General features: G+C 71.1%; 13 protein-coding genes. 12 read left to right on the top strand and 1 reads right to left on the bottom strand.

All coding sequences use genetic code 11. The features are described from left to right. Positions 1-30: 30 nt before the first annotated feature. Positions 31-2,541, top strand: a complete 2,511-nt coding sequence (locus ACYVK7_RS11650; protein ID WP_460887842.1) for a LamG-like jellyroll fold domain-containing protein — start codon at positions 31-33, stop codon at positions 2,539-2,541. Positions 2,542-2,671: 130 nt separating this feature from the next. Here the strand turns inward: ACYVK7_RS11650 and ACYVK7_RS11645 are convergent, their stop codons facing one another. After that, a complete protein-coding gene (locus tag ACYVK7_RS11645; RefSeq protein ID WP_253867690.1) occupies positions 2,672-2,878 on the bottom strand; it encodes a DUF7455 domain-containing protein in 207 nt (68 codons plus the stop codon). Positions 2,879-3,089: 211 nt separating this feature from the next. Here ACYVK7_RS11645 and ACYVK7_RS11640 point away from each other — a divergent pair, with 211 nt between their 5' ends. The 11 genes from ACYVK7_RS11640 to ACYVK7_RS11590 all read left to right on the top strand — a co-directional run bounded on the left by ACYVK7_RS11640 (position 3,090) and on the right by ACYVK7_RS11590 (position 15,222). Beyond that, a complete protein-coding gene (locus ACYVK7_RS11640) occupies positions 3,090-5,213 on the top strand; it encodes a DNA gyrase/topoisomerase IV subunit B (protein ID WP_460887841.1) in 2,124 nt (707 codons plus the stop codon). Positions 5,214-5,268: 55 nt separating this feature from the next. Further along, positions 5,269-5,718, top strand: a complete 450-nt coding sequence (locus ACYVK7_RS11635; protein WP_460887840.1) for a DUF4430 domain-containing protein — start codon at positions 5,269-5,271, stop codon at positions 5,716-5,718. Next, positions 5,697-6,326, top strand: a complete 630-nt coding sequence (locus ACYVK7_RS11630) for a DUF6580 family putative transport protein (RefSeq protein WP_460887839.1) — start codon at positions 5,697-5,699, stop codon at positions 6,324-6,326. The genes ACYVK7_RS11635 and ACYVK7_RS11630 overlap by 22 nt, the downstream gene beginning before the upstream one ends. A gap of 378 nt (positions 6,327-6,704) precedes the next feature. Then, the gene (locus tag ACYVK7_RS11625) at positions 6,705-8,078 is read left to right on the top strand and encodes a lipase family protein (RefSeq protein ID WP_460887838.1); all 1,374 of its coding nucleotides are present in this window, start codon (positions 6,705-6,707) and stop codon (positions 8,076-8,078) included. Positions 8,079-8,300: 222 nt separating this feature from the next. After that, the gene (locus tag ACYVK7_RS11620; RefSeq protein WP_460887837.1) at positions 8,301-8,597 is read left to right on the top strand and encodes a WXG100 family type VII secretion target; all 297 of its coding nucleotides are present in this window, start codon (positions 8,301-8,303) and stop codon (positions 8,595-8,597) included. 2 nt (positions 8,598-8,599) lie between these two features. Continuing rightward, positions 8,600-8,881 carry a hypothetical protein gene (locus tag ACYVK7_RS11615; RefSeq protein WP_460887836.1) on the top strand — a complete coding sequence of 94 codons (282 nt, stop codon included), beginning with the start codon at positions 8,600-8,602 and terminating at the stop codon, positions 8,879-8,881. Between the two features lie 20 nt (positions 8,882-8,901). After that, entirely contained in the window at positions 8,902-10,335 is a 1,434-nt protein-coding gene (locus ACYVK7_RS11610; RefSeq protein WP_460887835.1) for an NfeD family protein, read from the top strand. After that, on the top strand, positions 10,335-10,979 hold the full coding sequence (locus ACYVK7_RS11605; protein ID WP_460887834.1) for a hypothetical protein: 645 nt from the start codon (positions 10,335-10,337) through the stop codon (positions 10,977-10,979). Before ACYVK7_RS11610 ends, ACYVK7_RS11605 begins: the two co-directional genes overlap by 1 nt. Then, complete coding sequence (locus ACYVK7_RS11600) at positions 10,976-11,674, top strand: hypothetical protein (protein WP_460887833.1); 699 nt, start codon at positions 10,976-10,978, stop codon at positions 11,672-11,674. Before ACYVK7_RS11605 ends, ACYVK7_RS11600 begins: the two co-directional genes overlap by 4 nt. A 67-nt stretch (positions 11,675-11,741) precedes the next feature. Continuing rightward, positions 11,742-13,361 carry a LysM peptidoglycan-binding domain-containing protein gene (locus ACYVK7_RS11595; RefSeq protein WP_460887832.1) on the top strand — a complete coding sequence of 540 codons (1,620 nt, stop codon included), beginning with the start codon at positions 11,742-11,744 and terminating at the stop codon, positions 13,359-13,361. Position 13,362: 1 nt separating this feature from the next. After that, positions 13,363-15,222: a discoidin domain-containing protein gene (locus ACYVK7_RS11590; protein WP_460887831.1), complete on the top strand. Its 1,860-nt coding sequence runs from the start codon at positions 13,363-13,365 to the stop codon at positions 15,220-15,222. Position 15,223 lies beyond the last annotated feature (1 nt).

Genomic DNA, 15,223 nt, shown 5'->3' with positions numbered 1-15,223 from the left:
ACCGCCCGACGACGCGTCGGCGCTGCGTTCGTGGCACTCGCCACCGGCGCGGTGCTCGCCGTCGTGCCGAGCACCTCCGCGCCCGCCGCGGAGTCCACGGGCGAAGGTCAGGCCGCGTGGCCGATCACCGACGCGCACCTGCCGACACCGTGGACCGACGAGGTCACGCCTGACAACGCGCTGCCGGAGTACCCCCGGCCCCAGCTCACCCGGGACCGCTGGGCCAACCTCAACGGGCTGTGGGAGTTCGCGGGGGCCGCGGAGGGTGAGGCGCCGCCCTTCGGCGAGACCCTCGCGGAGGACATCCTGGTGCCGTACCCGACGGAGTCCGAGCTCTCGGGCATCGACCGGCACGAGGACCACATGTGGTACCGCCGCACGGTCGAGGTGCCGGCGACCTGGCGCACCGGGGGCCAGCGCGTGCTGCTCAACTTCGGCGCCGTGGACCACACCGCGACGGTGTGGGTCAACGGCCAGGAGGTGGCCCACCACGAGGGCGGCTACGGCCGGTTCTCGGCCGACGTCACCGACGCCCTGACGACGTCGGGCCCGCAGGAGGTGCTGGTCGGCGTCACCGACCGCACGGACGCGACCTGGCAGCCCGTGGGCAAGCAGCGCAACGTGCCGGACCGCGGCATCTTCTACGAGGCCGCCTCCGGCATCTGGCAGACGGTCTGGATGGAGCCGGTGGCCGGCGCGCACGCCGAGAAGCTGGACATGACCACCGACATCGACACCAGCACCCTCGCTCTCACGGTCGAGGGCAGCGAGGCGGCCGACGGTCGCACCGTCGACGTCGTCGTGCGCGAGGGCGGTGTCGCGACCGGCGACGACCGTGCCAAGAAGGGCAAGGTGGTGGCGCGGACCGTCGGCACCGTCGGCGAGGAGGTCTCCGTGCGGGTCCCGCGCGCCCATCTGTGGACGCCCGACGACCCGTACCTCTACGACCTGCAGGTACGCGTCCGCGACTCGCGTGGAAAGGTCGTGGACACCGTCGGCTCGTACTTCGGCATGCGTGAGATCGGGATCGCCGAGGGGGAGGACGGGCGCAACCACATCACGCTCAACGGCGAGGTGCTGTTCCTGCAGTCCACCCTCGACCAGGGCTACTGGCCGGACGGCATCTACACGGCGCCGACGGACGAGGCTCTCGCGTTCGACCTGGTCAAGCACAAGGATCTGGGTTTCAACACGGTGCGCAAGCACATCAAGGTGGAGCCGGACCGCTGGTTCTACCACGCGGACCGCCTCGGGCTGCTGGTGTGGCAGGACATGCCGTCGATGAAGACCGGCCGCCCGCCGGTCGAGGGGCAGGAGCGGTTCGAGCGCGAGCTGCGGGAGATGGTCGACCAGCACTCGAGCTGGACGTCCGTGATCGGCTGGGTCCCGTTCAACGAGGGCTGGGGAGAGTGGTCGAGGGAGGCCACCGGCCGGATCGCCCGTGAGGTCAAGGCGCAGGACCCGACGCGGCTGGTCAACGCCCACTCGGGCGTGAACTGCTGCGACTCGCTCGGGGACAGTGGTGAGGGCGACATCATCGACTGGCACCAGTACGTGGGCCCGGCGCAGCCGGTGCCGGACGCCACGCGCGCCTCGATCGACGGCGAGCACGGCGGGTTCGGCCTCGAGGTGGACGGTCACATGTGGTTCGGGGAGGGCCACGCGTACGAGATGACGCCCGACGTCGCCACCCTCACCCGGCGGTACGTCGAGAACCAGGAGGACGTGCTGACCGCCGCGCTGCAGTGCGGGATCAGCGGTTCGATCTACACCCAGATCACCGACGTGGAGCACGAGGTCAACGGCTTCTTCACCTATGACAGGCAGGTGGAGAAGATGGACTTCGCGCAGGTGCGCGCCGTGAACGAGCGGATCATCGAGGGCGCGGACGGCTCGGGCGGTGAGCCGCCGGTCGTCGACCCGGGGACGCCCGGCCTGGACGGCGTGCACGCGTGGGGCTTCGACGAGGGCAGCGGTACCACCGCGGCGGACGGCGTCGGCGACGCCGACGCCACCCTGACCGGAACCACCTGGACCGACGGCGTGGCGGGCGGCGGCCTGTCGTTCGACGGCGCCGGCGAGGCCGACACGGGGCAGACGCTGGTCCGCACGGAGGGCTCCTACAGCGTCTCGGCGTGGGCGAAGCTCGACGTGGCCGACGGCGGCTTCCAGACGGTGGTCAGCCAGGACACCGGGAGCAACAGCGCGTTCTTCCTGCAGTACTCGGGGCAGGACCAGCGATGGGCGATGAGCTTCGTCGGCATGCGCGCGCTGTCGCCCACCAAGCCCGTGCCGGGCCAGTGGTACCACCTGACGGGCGTGCGGGACGCCGAGACCGGCACCCTCTCGCTCTACGTGGACGGCGAGCGGGTGGCCACGCAGGACGTGTGCACGGTTCCGGCCACCGAGGGGTCGCTGGTGATCGGCCGGGCGCAGTACGGCGGCAACGAGGTGGACCACCTGCGCGGTGACGTCGACGACGTCCGGGTCTTCGACCGGGCGCTGTCCGACGCCGAGGTGGCTGAGCTCGCCGCGGGCTGACGTGCTCCGGCGGGGGTCCTACGGGCCCCTGCCGGACCCCGGCCGGGCATGACGACGGCGGTGAGTCACCTCACAGGGTGACTCACCGCCGTCTTTGTCGTCTTGGGTCCGGTGGGTGTCCGGCCTGGGCTCAGGCCTGACCGTGCTCCGCGTGGAGCCGGTCCGTCTCGTCCTGGACATGGGTGGCGATGTCCGCATAGGCGGACGCGTGTGCACGGGCGTGGTGGCCGCAGAAGAGCAGCTCGCCTACGGGCAGAACGACACGCACGTAGGCCTGGGCGCCGCAGCGGTCGCAGCGGTCGAGGGCGGTGAGCGGTTCGGTCGTCAAGGTCGTCACATCTCCATCCAACCATTCGCTCGCGCGGTTCATGCCAGCCCGGGTGGCCGGTTCGCTGCGAGCATAGCGGCGTGTCTCACAGTGTTGGTGCCACTCGGCCCCCAATTGCGCTGAAAGGGTAATTTTCGTCATGGGGTGAATCCGGGTGTCACCGGAGGTGTCCAGGGAGCGCCTCGCCGAGGTTGTGGGTGACCTCGTCTACGCTGTCGCCGTGACCGCAACGTCCGAGTCGTACACCGCTCGCCACCTGTCCGTCCTCGAGGGTCTCGAGGCGGTTCGTAAGCGTCCCGGCATGTACATCGGGACCACCGACTCCCGTGGCCTGATGCACTGCCTCTGGGAAGTCATCGACAACTCCGTCGACGAGGCCCTGGGCGGGTACGCCACGAAGATCGGCATCGTGCTGCACGCGGACACGTCGGTGACGGTGACCGACGACGGTCGCGGCATCCCGGTCGACATCGAGCCCAAGACGGGTCTGAGCGGTGTCGAGGTGGTCTACACCAAGCTGCACGCCGGCGGTAAGTTCGGCGGCGGCTCCTACCAGGCGTCCGGTGGTCTGCACGGTGTCGGCGCCTCCGTCGTGAACGCGCTGTCCGCGCGCCTCGACGTCGAGGTGGACCGCGGCGGCAAGACGTACCGGATGACCTTTCACCGCGGCGAGCCGGGCAAGTTCTCCGACCCGGACTCCGGGCCCAACCCCGACGCGGCGTTCCAGCCGTTCGTGGACCACTCCGAGCTCGGTGTGGTGGGCAAGGTGCCGCGCAGCCGCACCGGCACCCGCGTGCGCTACTGGGCCGACCGGCAGATCTTCCCCAAGTCCGCGGTCTTCAGCTACGACGAGCTGGTCACCCGCGTGCGCCAGACGACGTTCCTGGTGCCCGGCCTCGAGATCACGGTGCGCGACGAGCGGGGGCTGCCCGGCACGCCCGGCGAGGGCGGGCCGCACGAGGAGGTCTTCAAGCACAGCGGTGGCGCCGCCGACTTCGTCGAGTTCCTCGCGCCCGACTCGCCGGTCACGGCGACGTGGGTGCTGCAGGGCTCCGGCACGTTCAAGGAGACCGTCCCGGTGCTGGACGAGCGTGGCCACATGTCGCCGCGCGAGCTGCAGCGCGACTGCGAGGTGGACATCGCGCTGCGCTGGGGCACGGGCTACGACACCGAGGTGCGCTCCTTCGTCAACATCATCTCGACGCCCAAGGGCGGCACCCACCTGACCGGGTTCGAGCAGGGTCTGCTCAAGGTGATCCGCAAGGGCGTGGAGACCAACGCGCGCAAGCTCAAGGTGTCCACCAAGGACGGCGCCGAGCGCATCGAGAAGGACGACGTGCTCGCCGGGCTGACCGCCGTGGTGACCGTGCGCCTGTCCGAGCCGCAGTTCGAGGGACAGACCAAGGAGGTGCTGGGCACCGGACCGGTGCGCCAGATCGTCTCCCGGGTGGTCGAGAAGGAGATCCAGGCGCGCCTCACCTCCACCAAGCGCGACGAGAAGACGCAGGCCTCGCTGCTGCTCGACAAGGTCGTCGCCGAGATGCGGGCGCGTATCACGGCCCGTAAGCAGAAGGAGATCTCGCGCCGCAAGAACGCGCTGGAGACCTCCTCGCTGCCCGCCAAGCTGGCCGACTGCCGCTCGAACGACGTGGAGCGCTCCGAGCTGTTCATCGTCGAGGGTGACAGCGCGCTCGGTACCGCCAAGCTCGCGCGGTCCAGCGACTTCCAGGCGCTGCTGCCGATCCGCGGCAAGATCCTCAACGTCCAGAAGGCGTCGATCAGCGACATGCTCCGCAACGCGGAGTGCGCGGCGATCATCCAGGTGCTCGGTGCCGGCTCCGGCCGGTCCTTCGACATCGAGGCGGCCCGCTACGGCAAGATCATCATGATGACCGACGCCGACGTGGACGGCGCGCACATCCGCACGCTCCTGCTGACGCTGTTCTACCGGTACATGAAGCCGATGGTGGAGGCCGGCCGCGTCTTCGCCGCGGTCCCTCCGCTGCACCGCGTCGAGGTGATCGGCAACGGCCGGCGCAAGAACGAGTACATCTACACGTACTCCGAGGCCGAGCTGGTCGCGACGCTCAAGAAGCTGGACAAGGCCGGCCGCCGGTACAAGCCCGACATCCAGCGGTACAAGGGTCTGGGGGAGATGGACGCCGACCAGCTCGCGGAGACCACCATGGATCCGCGGCACCGCACCCTGCGCCGGGTCACGGCGGCGCACGCGGAGGCGGCGGAGCGTGCGTTCGAGCTCCTGATGGGCACCGACGTGGCCCCCCGCAAGGAGTTCCTCATCGCCGGTGCGGCCGAGCTGGACCGCTCGCGCATCGACATCTGACCCGAGTGCTGGGACGGTCGGCGCGCGTGGCGCCGTCCGACCTACACTCGCCGGCGTGAACACGACTTCTCGCCGTCCGCTCTGGGCTGCCCGTGCGGCAGCCTCCGCCCTGCTCCTGACGGGCCTGCTCGCTTCCTGCGGCAGCACGGCGGAGCCGGAGACGACGACGTCCGCGACGACCTCCGCGACGGTCGGCGCGCCGTCGGACACGGCCTCCGCGAGCGCGTCGCCCAGCGCGACGGCCTCCGACGGCGCCGAGACCCTCTCCTACCCCGGACGCACCGGGTCGACCGCCCTGGAGCTGCTGCTCGAGGCGGACCCGTCGGCCGAGGTGACAGGCAAGGGCGAGAACGCCTTCGTGACAGCCATCGGCGGTCGTGCGGCGGACGACGGGAAGAGCGAGTTCTGGTCGCTGTCGGTGGACGGCGAGCCGGCGCAGGTCGGAGCGGGCACACTGGAGACGACGGACGGTCAGGAGATCACGTGGACGCTCGAGACCTACTGAACGCGGAACCGCTGAACCCGGAGGCCCGTCGTCGTGACCTGACGGTCCGGGAGCTGGCCCACCGCTGGTGGCGGCCGGCGACCGTGGTCCTGGTGCTGGCGGTCGCGGTGCTGTGGCGGCTGGTCGCCCCGGACCTGGGCGCGCCGCCGAACCTCGAGATCGCTACCGCCGCGACGTTCCTCGCGGTGCTGCTGCTGCGCAACCGGTGGGCCGCCGTGGTCCCGTTCGCGGTGGTCGCGGTGAGCGACGCCGTGCTCGGCAACACCCAGATCATGTGGTTCACCTGGTCGGCCTGGGCGGTGGTCGGTGCGGGTGCGATCCTCGCCCGCCACCTGCGGGGCCCCAGCCGGTATGTCGCGGCGCTCGGCCTCGGCGTGGGCGGCTCGCTCTGGTTCTTCGCCTGGACCAACTTCGGGGTCTGGCTCATGGACGGGATGTACCCGGCGACGCCGGACGGGCTGCTCGCCAGCTATGTGGCCGGGCTGCCGTTCCTGCGCACCATGCTGCTCGGCAACCTGGTGCTCGTTCCGCTCGCGGCCCTCGTCGCCTCGCTGGTGGAGCGCGCCGAGGTGGCTGCCGTCGCGGCGCCGGCGGCGGTCAAGGGCTAGGGACTCCGCGCCGGCGCCCGCGCCGGGTCCGCGCTGGCTCCGCGCTGGCTCCGCGCCCGCTCCGCGCTGGCTCCGCGCCGGCTCCTTGAGTTCGGTCGGTTGCTGCGCCGACACCTTGAGTTCGGTCGGTTGCGATGAGATCGGTCAATCAAATGACCGATCTCATCGCAACCGACCGAACTCATCTCTGCGGGCGGGCAACTGACCGAAGTCAGGAGGGCCGGGCACAGCAACGGGCCCCAGTTCTCGGCCGCCCTGGTGCGGGAAGAGCACTCAGCGTTTCTGCTGCGGCACTATTGCGGTTACAGTCAGTAGCGGTCCGCGCGCGGACCCTGGCGCTCAGGACCGAACGCCGGTGGACCTCAACGAGGAGATCCGATGCCGCTCGACACCGATTCGCACGCCCAGTTCGCGCCTCCGCCGGCTGCCCGACGTCGCAGGGCGCGCCGCTGGACCGCCGTCGTCGCGGCGCTGGCGGCGGTTGCGCTGCCGGCCGTGGCCGCCGTCCCTGCGACCGCAGCCCCGGCCCCCGCGATCGCACCCCTGGCCCCCGCGGCAGCCCTCGCGGCGGCCCCCGCGACAGCCGCGCCCGGTACCGCCCTCTCCGGCACAGCCCTCCCCGGCACAGCCCTCCCCGGCACCGACGTGCCCGACGTCCCCGTCATCCCGGACCAGGCCACCACCGCCGACGCGTTCTACACCCCGCCGTCGCCCCTGCCGGACGGGCAGGACGGGGAGGTGGTCCGGTGGCGCGAGGAGCCGCGGTGGCTCACTGCGCGCAACTACCTGCTGATGTACCACTCGACGAACGCGACCGGCGTGGACGTCCCCGTGACGGGGCGTGTCCTCGTGCCGAACACGCCGTGGCGCGGCGAGGGCCCGCGGCCGATCGTCTCGGTGGCGAGCGGCACGCGTGGTGTCGGTGACGCGTGTGCGCCGTCGCGCTGGCTCGACTACGAGCGCCCCTTCATCGAGCCGATGCTGCTGGCCGGCTGGGCGGTGGTGGTGACCGACTACGAGGGTCTCGGCACGCCGGGCATGCACACCTACGTCGTCGGGCAGTCGGAAGGGCGGGCCGTCATCGACATGGTGCGGGCTGCCACGAACCTGCCCGCCACCGGGCTCGAGGCCGGCGGCAAGGTGGCGTTCTCCGGCTACTCGCAGGGTGGCGGGGGAGCGATGTGGGCGGGTGAGCTCCAGCCGAGCTACGCGCCGGAGCTCGACCTGGTCGGCGTCGCGGCGGGCGGCGTGCCTGCCGACCTCAACGAGGTGGCCGAGGGGCTCGACGGAGGGGTCGGGTTCGGCTTTCTGCTGATGGCCGCCTACGGGCTGGACGCCGCCTACCCCGAGCTGGATCTCGAGGACTACCTCAACGAGCGCGGCCGCGAGACGTACGAGAGGGAGCAGGACGCCTGCGTGGACGCCGTCCTGGGGCACGCGTTCCAGAACATCGGCATGTTCACGACGACGAACCCGCTGCTGACGCCCGCCTGGCAGGCGCGGGCCGCCGAGAACCGGCTCGGGGCGAACCCGCCGGACGTCCCGATCCACCTCTATCACGGCACGCTCGACGAGATCGTCGCTCCGAGGCAGGCACGGACGCTGCGCGACGAGTACTGCGCGGCGGGTGCGGACGTGCGGTGGGAGTGGCACCTCGGGGAGCACGTCACGACGATGGTGACCGCTGCCCCCGGTGTGCTGGTGTTCCTCGACCGGCGGTTCAAGGACCGTCCGTTCCTGGCGCACTGCTGACCGGACTGTTCGACAGCCCTTGACAAAGCCCCTGGTGAGGGGCGCTTTTCTGGATCACGACGACAGCCCTCGGGTGAAACCGGGGGCCGTCGTCGGTGCGTCGTGCGCCGTTGGCTCGGCGTTCACGTCTGATTGGCCGTCCGGTTGGTCCGATTGGTGACGATTGCGAAGCACGAGTCCACGACACATGAACAGTCCACGACACGAACAAGGGGTCCCGCCATGGCCAACATCAAGGTCACCTTCCAGGAGATGGAAGACGCCGCACAGCGGATCAAGCAGGAGTCGGACGACATGCAGGCCAAGCTGGACCAGCTTCGGTCGATGGTGGACAACCTGGTGCAGGACGGCTACGTCACCGACAAGTCCTCCAAGCGGTTCGACGAGTCCTACAAGGAGCTCGACAAGGGTGGCAAGCAGGTCATGGAGGGCCTCACCGGCATCGGCGAGTACCTGAAGCAGGCCGCCGAGGCGCTGCGCAAGACCGATGAGGAACTCGCCAACGCCCTGAACAAGTAGCCGTGGCAGACCTTGTCGTCACCAAGGAGGTCCTCGAGGACTCCGCAAGGGATCTCAAGGCCATCAACGACGAGTTCAAGGACATGTCGAAGCTGTGGGACGGCGGCGCCGTCTGGGGTCATGAGGTCGTGAAGCGAGCCATGGACGACTTCATCGACGACTGGTGGGTCAAGCGGGAGAAGCTCCAGGAACAGCTCAGCAACCTCACCAAGAAGATGGACGAGGCCGCGAAGACCTGGACCGACACGGAGGACCAGCTGACCTCCACCTTCGACAAGAAGTAGAGCAGCAGAACAGGAGACGGATGAGCGCCGCCCGCCAGGGAAACTGGTCGCTGGTCGATCACGACTCGGACCCGGTCCCGGCCGATCCATCGGAGCTGGACAAGGTCATCGCCCACTACAAGAAGATCTCCGAGGCGATGACCGAGCAGGCAGCCCTGCTCAAGAGGATCGGCGACGGCGACGTCCGTCTCCTCAAGGGCCAGTCGGCGGACGCCCTGCGCAAGCGCGCACGGGAGAGCGCAGGGGCGCTCGACAAGGCGGCCGGCCGGTACGCCGACGTGTACACGGCGCTCGACGGCTACGAGCCGGCGCTGACCACGGCGCGTACCGACACCTGGAACGCCCTGACCGAGGCGGAGAGCGCCAGCAGTGACCTCCAGGCCGCCGAGAACATGCCCGATCCGGTCAGCGCGCCGCGGCCGGACGACGCCAAGCCGCTGACCGACACGGAGAAGAAGGAGTCGGCGGACCGCAAGGCTGCCATCGACAACGCCGGCTCCGGCATCGCGGCGGCGAAGCAGAAGGTGGCCTCTGCTCTCGAGGCGCTCCGGGTCGCCGCTGAGACGGCCGCCGCCAAGATCCGTGAGAACTGGCACGTCGACGGCCTGCACACCTCGGGCTGGGACGCCTTCGTGCACCGGCTCAACAAGTTCCTCAAGAAGCTGGTCGAGATCCTGACGTACATCGGGTTGGCGCTCGCGGTGCTGGCGATCCTGGTACCAGGGCTGAACTTCATCGCGTTCATCGGCATCGGGGTCGCCGTGGTGTCACTCGCCGCGAGCTTCATCCTCGCCGCCCAGGGTGAGGGCAGCTGGATCGGTGTGATCTTCGGCGTGCTCAGCCTCGTCGGGATCGGTATCGCGGCGAAGATGGCGAGCAACCTCAAGCACGTGCAGAAGCTCGGGCTGACGAAGGGGGCCACCGCGAAGCTGGACCGGCTGAACATCGACATCCTGAAGAACCTGCGGATCTTGCGCGTCAGCACGCAGGCGGGCCGCCCGAACATCAGCGCGATGATCAGCGAGCGGCTGTCGAAGGTGGTGCTCGAGGCCAAGAACATCAAGGCCTTTCTCGCCAAGACCGAGGTGAGTCCTGGCTGGTGGCACGTCTTCAAGGATCCGAAGTGGGTGTTCAGGGTGGACGTCAGCCGCTTCAAGGCGCAGTTCGCCGACGGCTTCAAGGGGATCCCTGGCAACTACCGCTGGGACCGCCTCATCGGCATCAGCGACATCAGGGACGTGAGCAAGATCGCGGGCAACGTCGGCCTGTTCGGCTCGATCTTCCAGATCAAGCCGTGGATGTACGTCGGCCCGATCTCGTACACGCTCGGCTGGTTCGGGCGGCCCTTCAGCATGTTGAACCCGTCCGTCCTGAACCCGAACGACCAGCGGAACAGCAACTCGGGCTGGCACGACGCCACCTATTCCGGGCCGACCAGTGAGAACCCGGTCTGATGGCGCGCGACGGATGGACCTGGCGGGTCGACCCGCCAGAGGGCTGGCTGCTCGTCCCTGCGACCGGTGCCCTGCCCCCCGACCTGATCGCGATGTGGGAGGCGGAGGCGGCAGCCATCGTCAGGGCATCGTTCGACGACGGCCCCGCACCCGAGGGTGACGAGGCACCGGACGAGGTCCTCGAGGCGCTCCGTGACCGTGTCGCCACCGAGTCGGTGGCCGGCCTGCGTGCGTTCGCCGACGGTGTGATCGACGCGGGCGCCGTCGTCGTGGCCACCTGGGGTGTGCTGGACCAGGCGCCCGTCCCTGTGCTGGTCACGGTTGGTGTCGAGCCGCCGGACGACCCAGGGGACGACCTGATGACGGCCCTCGGCGCGACCGGCGGCAGCCCGGTGGCCCCACCGAGGACCGAGCACCTCGCCCTGCCCGACGGCGACGGCATGCGCGTGATCCGGATGGACCTCGACCCCGAGACGGGCGCCGCCTGGATGAGCGTGGCACTGGGCCGGCGCACCGAGCATCCGGACGCCGTGGTCGACACGGTGCTCCAGTGGCGCTCGCACGACCTGCTCAACGGCCCGGCGATGGTCGAGCTGCTGGACGAGCTGCTGCCGGCCGTACTCATCACCAGGAGCACCCCGTGACCGACACGACCACCGACGCACGGCTCACCGACGGACGGCCGACCGACTCGTGGGCCCTCCTGCTCCCGCCCGGCTGGGTCCGCTTCCCGACCGCCGAGGAGTACCTCCGCGAGCTGGACGAGGCGATCGAGGAGGTCGTCGCCAGGGCGCTGCCCGCCGACCTGCCGCGCGACTCGGCGGAACCGCACCGGCGCATGCTGGCCGACGGCCTGCGTGCGTCACTCGCCGATGCGCGCGCGGCGGGAGCCGGCGCCGTCTACCTGCCGACCGAACCCATGAACGGCGTGATCGTCCCCGCCTCCCTCACCGAGCTGGAGCTGGTCAGCGATCCCGGTGCCAACCCGCTCGAGGTGGTGTCGGAGGTCGTGGCCGACGACTACGAGGAGAGCGAGCTGGTCGAGGTCGACGGTCGGCCGGGCGTCCGCGTCGTCGAGACGACGATCGACGCGCACCCGGAGGGTGACCTGCCCGAGGTGTCGACCCGGCAGGTCGTGTACGTGGTGTCCCGCGACGACGCGGAGGGCGAATGGCTCGCCCTCTCGTTCAGCACCGTCTGGAACAGCGACGAGGGTGAGCGGCTCGCCGAGGCCCTCGTCTTCTTCTTCGACGCCGTCATGACGACCTTCCGGTGGGCCGGCCCCGGGACGACCCCGCTGAACCTGCCCGAGCGAGGCGTCCCCGGCACCACCGTGTGAGCCCGGACGACCGGGACGACCGACCGAACCTCTTGCCCGACGCGACACATCTGAAGACGGAGCAACCGTGCACCACGCCCAACGAGCCGCTGCTGCACTCGCGGCGGCCGCCCTGTTCACGACGGCCGGCGCGGCCTGGCCGGCCACGGCGGGGCCTGGCGGCGCGCCCGCCCTGGACCGGCCGGCCCTGAGCAGGGAAGCCGCTGACGACGACGGCGCCACGGTCAAGTACTACGTGGTGAAGACCGGGCCGAACGGCGAGCAGGAGTTCCTGTTCGACATCGCCCAGCGGCTCCTCGGCGACGGCAACCGGTTCGAGGAGATCTTCCAGCTCAACGAGGGACGTACGCAGCCGGACGGCGGCTCCCTCACCGACCCCGCCGTCCTCCTGCCGGGCTGGGTGCTGCAGCTGCCCGACGACGCCACGGGGGAGGGCGTCGAGCTCGGTGCGCTGCCGAAGGCGCCGTCGATCGGGGGCGGCGCGGCGGAGGCGACGGCGGCACCCGCCGTGCCGTACTACGTGGTCGGCCGCACGCCGGAGGGCGAGACGGAGTACCTGTACCTGATCGCCGAGCGCTTTCTGGGCGACGGCGAGCGGCACCCGGAGATCTTCCGGCTCAACGAGGGCCGTACCCAGCCGGACGGCGGGGCGCTCACGGACATGGACGTCGTCGAGGTCGGCTGGGCGCTTCAGCTCCCGCCGGACGCGGAGGGCCCGGGGCTGCGGCGCGGTCCGCTGCCGGGACCGAGTCCGGCCGCCGAGGCGAGCGCTCCGGTCGAGGCGAGCGCTCCGGCGGGCGTCGCGGACGCAGCGGGCGGACCGTCCTGGCTGCTGCCCGTCCTTGTCACCGGTGGTGCGGTCGTGCTGCTGGGCGCCGCTGCCTTCGGCGGTCTGCTCCTGGTACGCCGCCGGCGGGCGGGCAGGGCGGAGCCGTTCGACGACAGCCTGCTGCGGACCGACACGTCGGCCGCGTGGATGGTGGACAGGGCCCTGCGGGTGCTGGTCGCCGCATGCGAACGGGACGGCCTGGACCTGCCGTCGGTCACCGGGGTGTTCATCGAGGGCGCGGCCATGCGGCTCCGCCTCGGCAGCCCGGCCTCGCCCGCGCCTGCGCCGTGGGTGGCGAACGAGGACGGGCAGAGCTGGTCGGCGCCGCTCGCGAGACTGCAGTCGGCACCGGCGTCGGAGGACTCGACCGTGCGGTTCGCGCGCCTGGTCACGATCGGTGTGGGCGAGAGCGGCAGGGTGCTGGTGGACTTCGCGTCGGCGCGTGGCGTGATCAGCCTGGACGGTCCGACCCGTGCGCGGCACGAGGTGCTGCGCCGCTGGTTGGGTGAGCTGACCGGCAACCCGTGGTCCGACGACCCGCGCGTGCTCATGGTCGGCAACGGACTGCCCCAGCCGGAGCTCGCGGAGCGGCTGTCCGCGATCGAGCAGGTGGTGCCGGAGCTCGACGCGGTGGGCGGTGGCGTGCTGGTGCTCTCGCAGGCGCCGTCGGCGGCGCAGCAGGACCTTCTCGCCGCCCGGTTCGCCACCCCCGGCTTCGGCTGGGTGGTGATCGTGCTGGGTGAGACCGCGTCGGCGAAGTGGCGGCTCACGGCGACCGAGGACGGCTGGTTGCGCAGCGGGTTCCTGCCCGACGTGCGGTACACCGAGCAGACGGCGGTGCGACGTGCGGGTGAGTGACGTGCGAGGAACCAGGGCCCTGCGCGCCCTCGTGGCCGCGACCCTGACGGTCCTGCTGGCCCCTGTGCTGGTTCCCGTGCTGCCTGCGGCGGCCGACGTGCCCGATCCGGTCCTGCTCTCGCAGGGCAGGCCCGCGGTGGCGTCGTCGCTCGAGAAGCCCGACTTTCCCGCGCGCCAGGCGGTGGACGGCGACCCCGGGACGCGCTGGTCCAGCGGTTTCAGCGACCCGCAGTGGCTGCGCGTCGACCTGGGGCGGTCCACGGTGGTGCGCCGGGTCGAGATCGACTGGGAGGTGTCCCACTCGACGGCGTACGCCATCGAGCTGTCCGCGGACGGCGAGATCTGGGAGCAGCACTGGTCCACGGCCGGCGCCGACGGCGGCACGGACGTGATCCTCATCGAGGGCAAGGGCCGGTTCGTGCGGATGTACTCCACCGCCAGGGTCGGTACCGCGGGCAACTCGATCTGGGAGATGCGGGTCTACGGCGACCCGGCGCCCCCGAAGAAGGAACCTGAGCCCACGCCGTCCAAGAAGGTCGCGGAACCCGAGCCGTCGGCCTCCGAGCCGGAGGCCGAGCCGTCGACGTCGTCGCCGGCACCAGCGGCCGCCCCGGCACCGGTGACGTCGGCCCCGCTGGTGCCGGAGCGCACCGGCCCGCCGGGATCCGTCCTCTACTACGTGGTCGGCAAGGAGCCGGACGGCAAGGTCGAGAAGCTGAACGACATCGCCGAGCGGTTCCTCCGGGACCGGAACCGGTGGCCCGAGATCGCGGAGCTGACCGAGGGGCACCGGCAGCCCGACGGGAAGTTCCTGACCGATCCGCGCACGCTGACGGCCGGGTGGGTGCTCAAGATGCCCAAGGACGCGTCGGGCGAGGAGCTGACGTTCGGCCCGTTGCCCGGCTTCGAGGAGCCGTCTCCGTCGGCCTCCGCGTCTCCGTCGGCCGAGCCGTCCCCCGAGCCGACCGTCGAGGTGGCCGGCATCGACGAGGCGACGAGCGCTACCCCCATCGGCCCGGCCTGGTACGTGGTCGGCGCGGGCCTGGCGCTCGCGGCGCTGGTCTGGCTGGCCGTCTGGCTCCTGCGGCGCCGCAAGCGCCAGGAACCGTTCGACGACAGCCTGCTGCGCACCGACACCTCGGCCGCGTGGACGGTCGACCGGTCGCTACGGGTGCTGATGGCCGCGTGCGAGCGGGACGGGCTGGAGCTGCCCGCCATCACCGGCGTGTTCATCGAGGGCAGCTCGCTGCGGCTGCGGCTGACCAACCCGGCGGCCCCGGCCCCTGAGCCGTGGGCGGTGAGCGAGGACGGGCAGAGCTGGGCGGCGCCGCTGGCGCGGCTGCAGTCGGGGCTGGCGTCGGACGGCTCGACGGCACGGTTCGCCCGGCTGGTCAACGTGGGCATGAGCGAGACGGGCCGGGTGCTGGTGGACTTCGCGTCGGCACGAGGCGTGATCAGCCTCGACGGCCCCACGCGGGCCCGGCACGAGGTGCTGCGCCGCTGGCTCGGCGAGCTGACCGGCAACCCCTGGTCGGACGACCCGCGCGTGGTCATGGTCGGCAACGGGCTGCCCCAGCCGGAGCAGGTGGAGCATCTCGCGGGGATCGAGCAGGTGGCCCCCGAGCTGGAGGTGGGGCAGGGCGGCGTACTGGTCCTGTCGCAGGCGCCCTCCGCGGCGCAGCAGGACATGCTCGCGGCCCGGTTCACCGCAGCGGAGTTCACGTGGGTGGTGATCGTGCTCGGCTCCGCGCCGTCGGCGCGGTGGCGGTTCACCGCGGGGGACGACGGCTGGCTGCGCAGCGGGTTCCTGCCCGACGTGCGCTACGACGAGCAGACCGCCGTGCGGCGGGGAGGCGAGTGAG

Source organism: Promicromonospora xylanilytica (assembly GCF_054782895.1).
Note: the sequence above shows the minus strand (reverse complement) of the source record. Positions and strands in the feature narration are given on the sequence as shown.

Bases quoted from the DNA above. Each gene is read 5' to 3' on its own strand.
- ACYVK7_RS11625 (WP_460887838.1), top strand. From the start codon at position 6,705: ATGCCGCTCGACACCGATTCGCACGCCCAGTTCGCGCCTCCGCCGGCT.
- ACYVK7_RS11620 (WP_460887837.1), top strand. From the start codon at position 8,301: ATGGCCAACATCAAGGTCACCTTCCAGGAGATGGAAGACGCCGCACAG.
- ACYVK7_RS11610 (WP_460887835.1), top strand. From the start codon at position 8,902: ATGAGCGCCGCCCGCCAGGGAAACTGGTCGCTGGTCGATCACGACTCG.
- ACYVK7_RS11605 (WP_460887834.1), top strand. From the start codon at position 10,335: ATGGCGCGCGACGGATGGACCTGGCGGGTCGACCCGCCAGAGGGCTGG.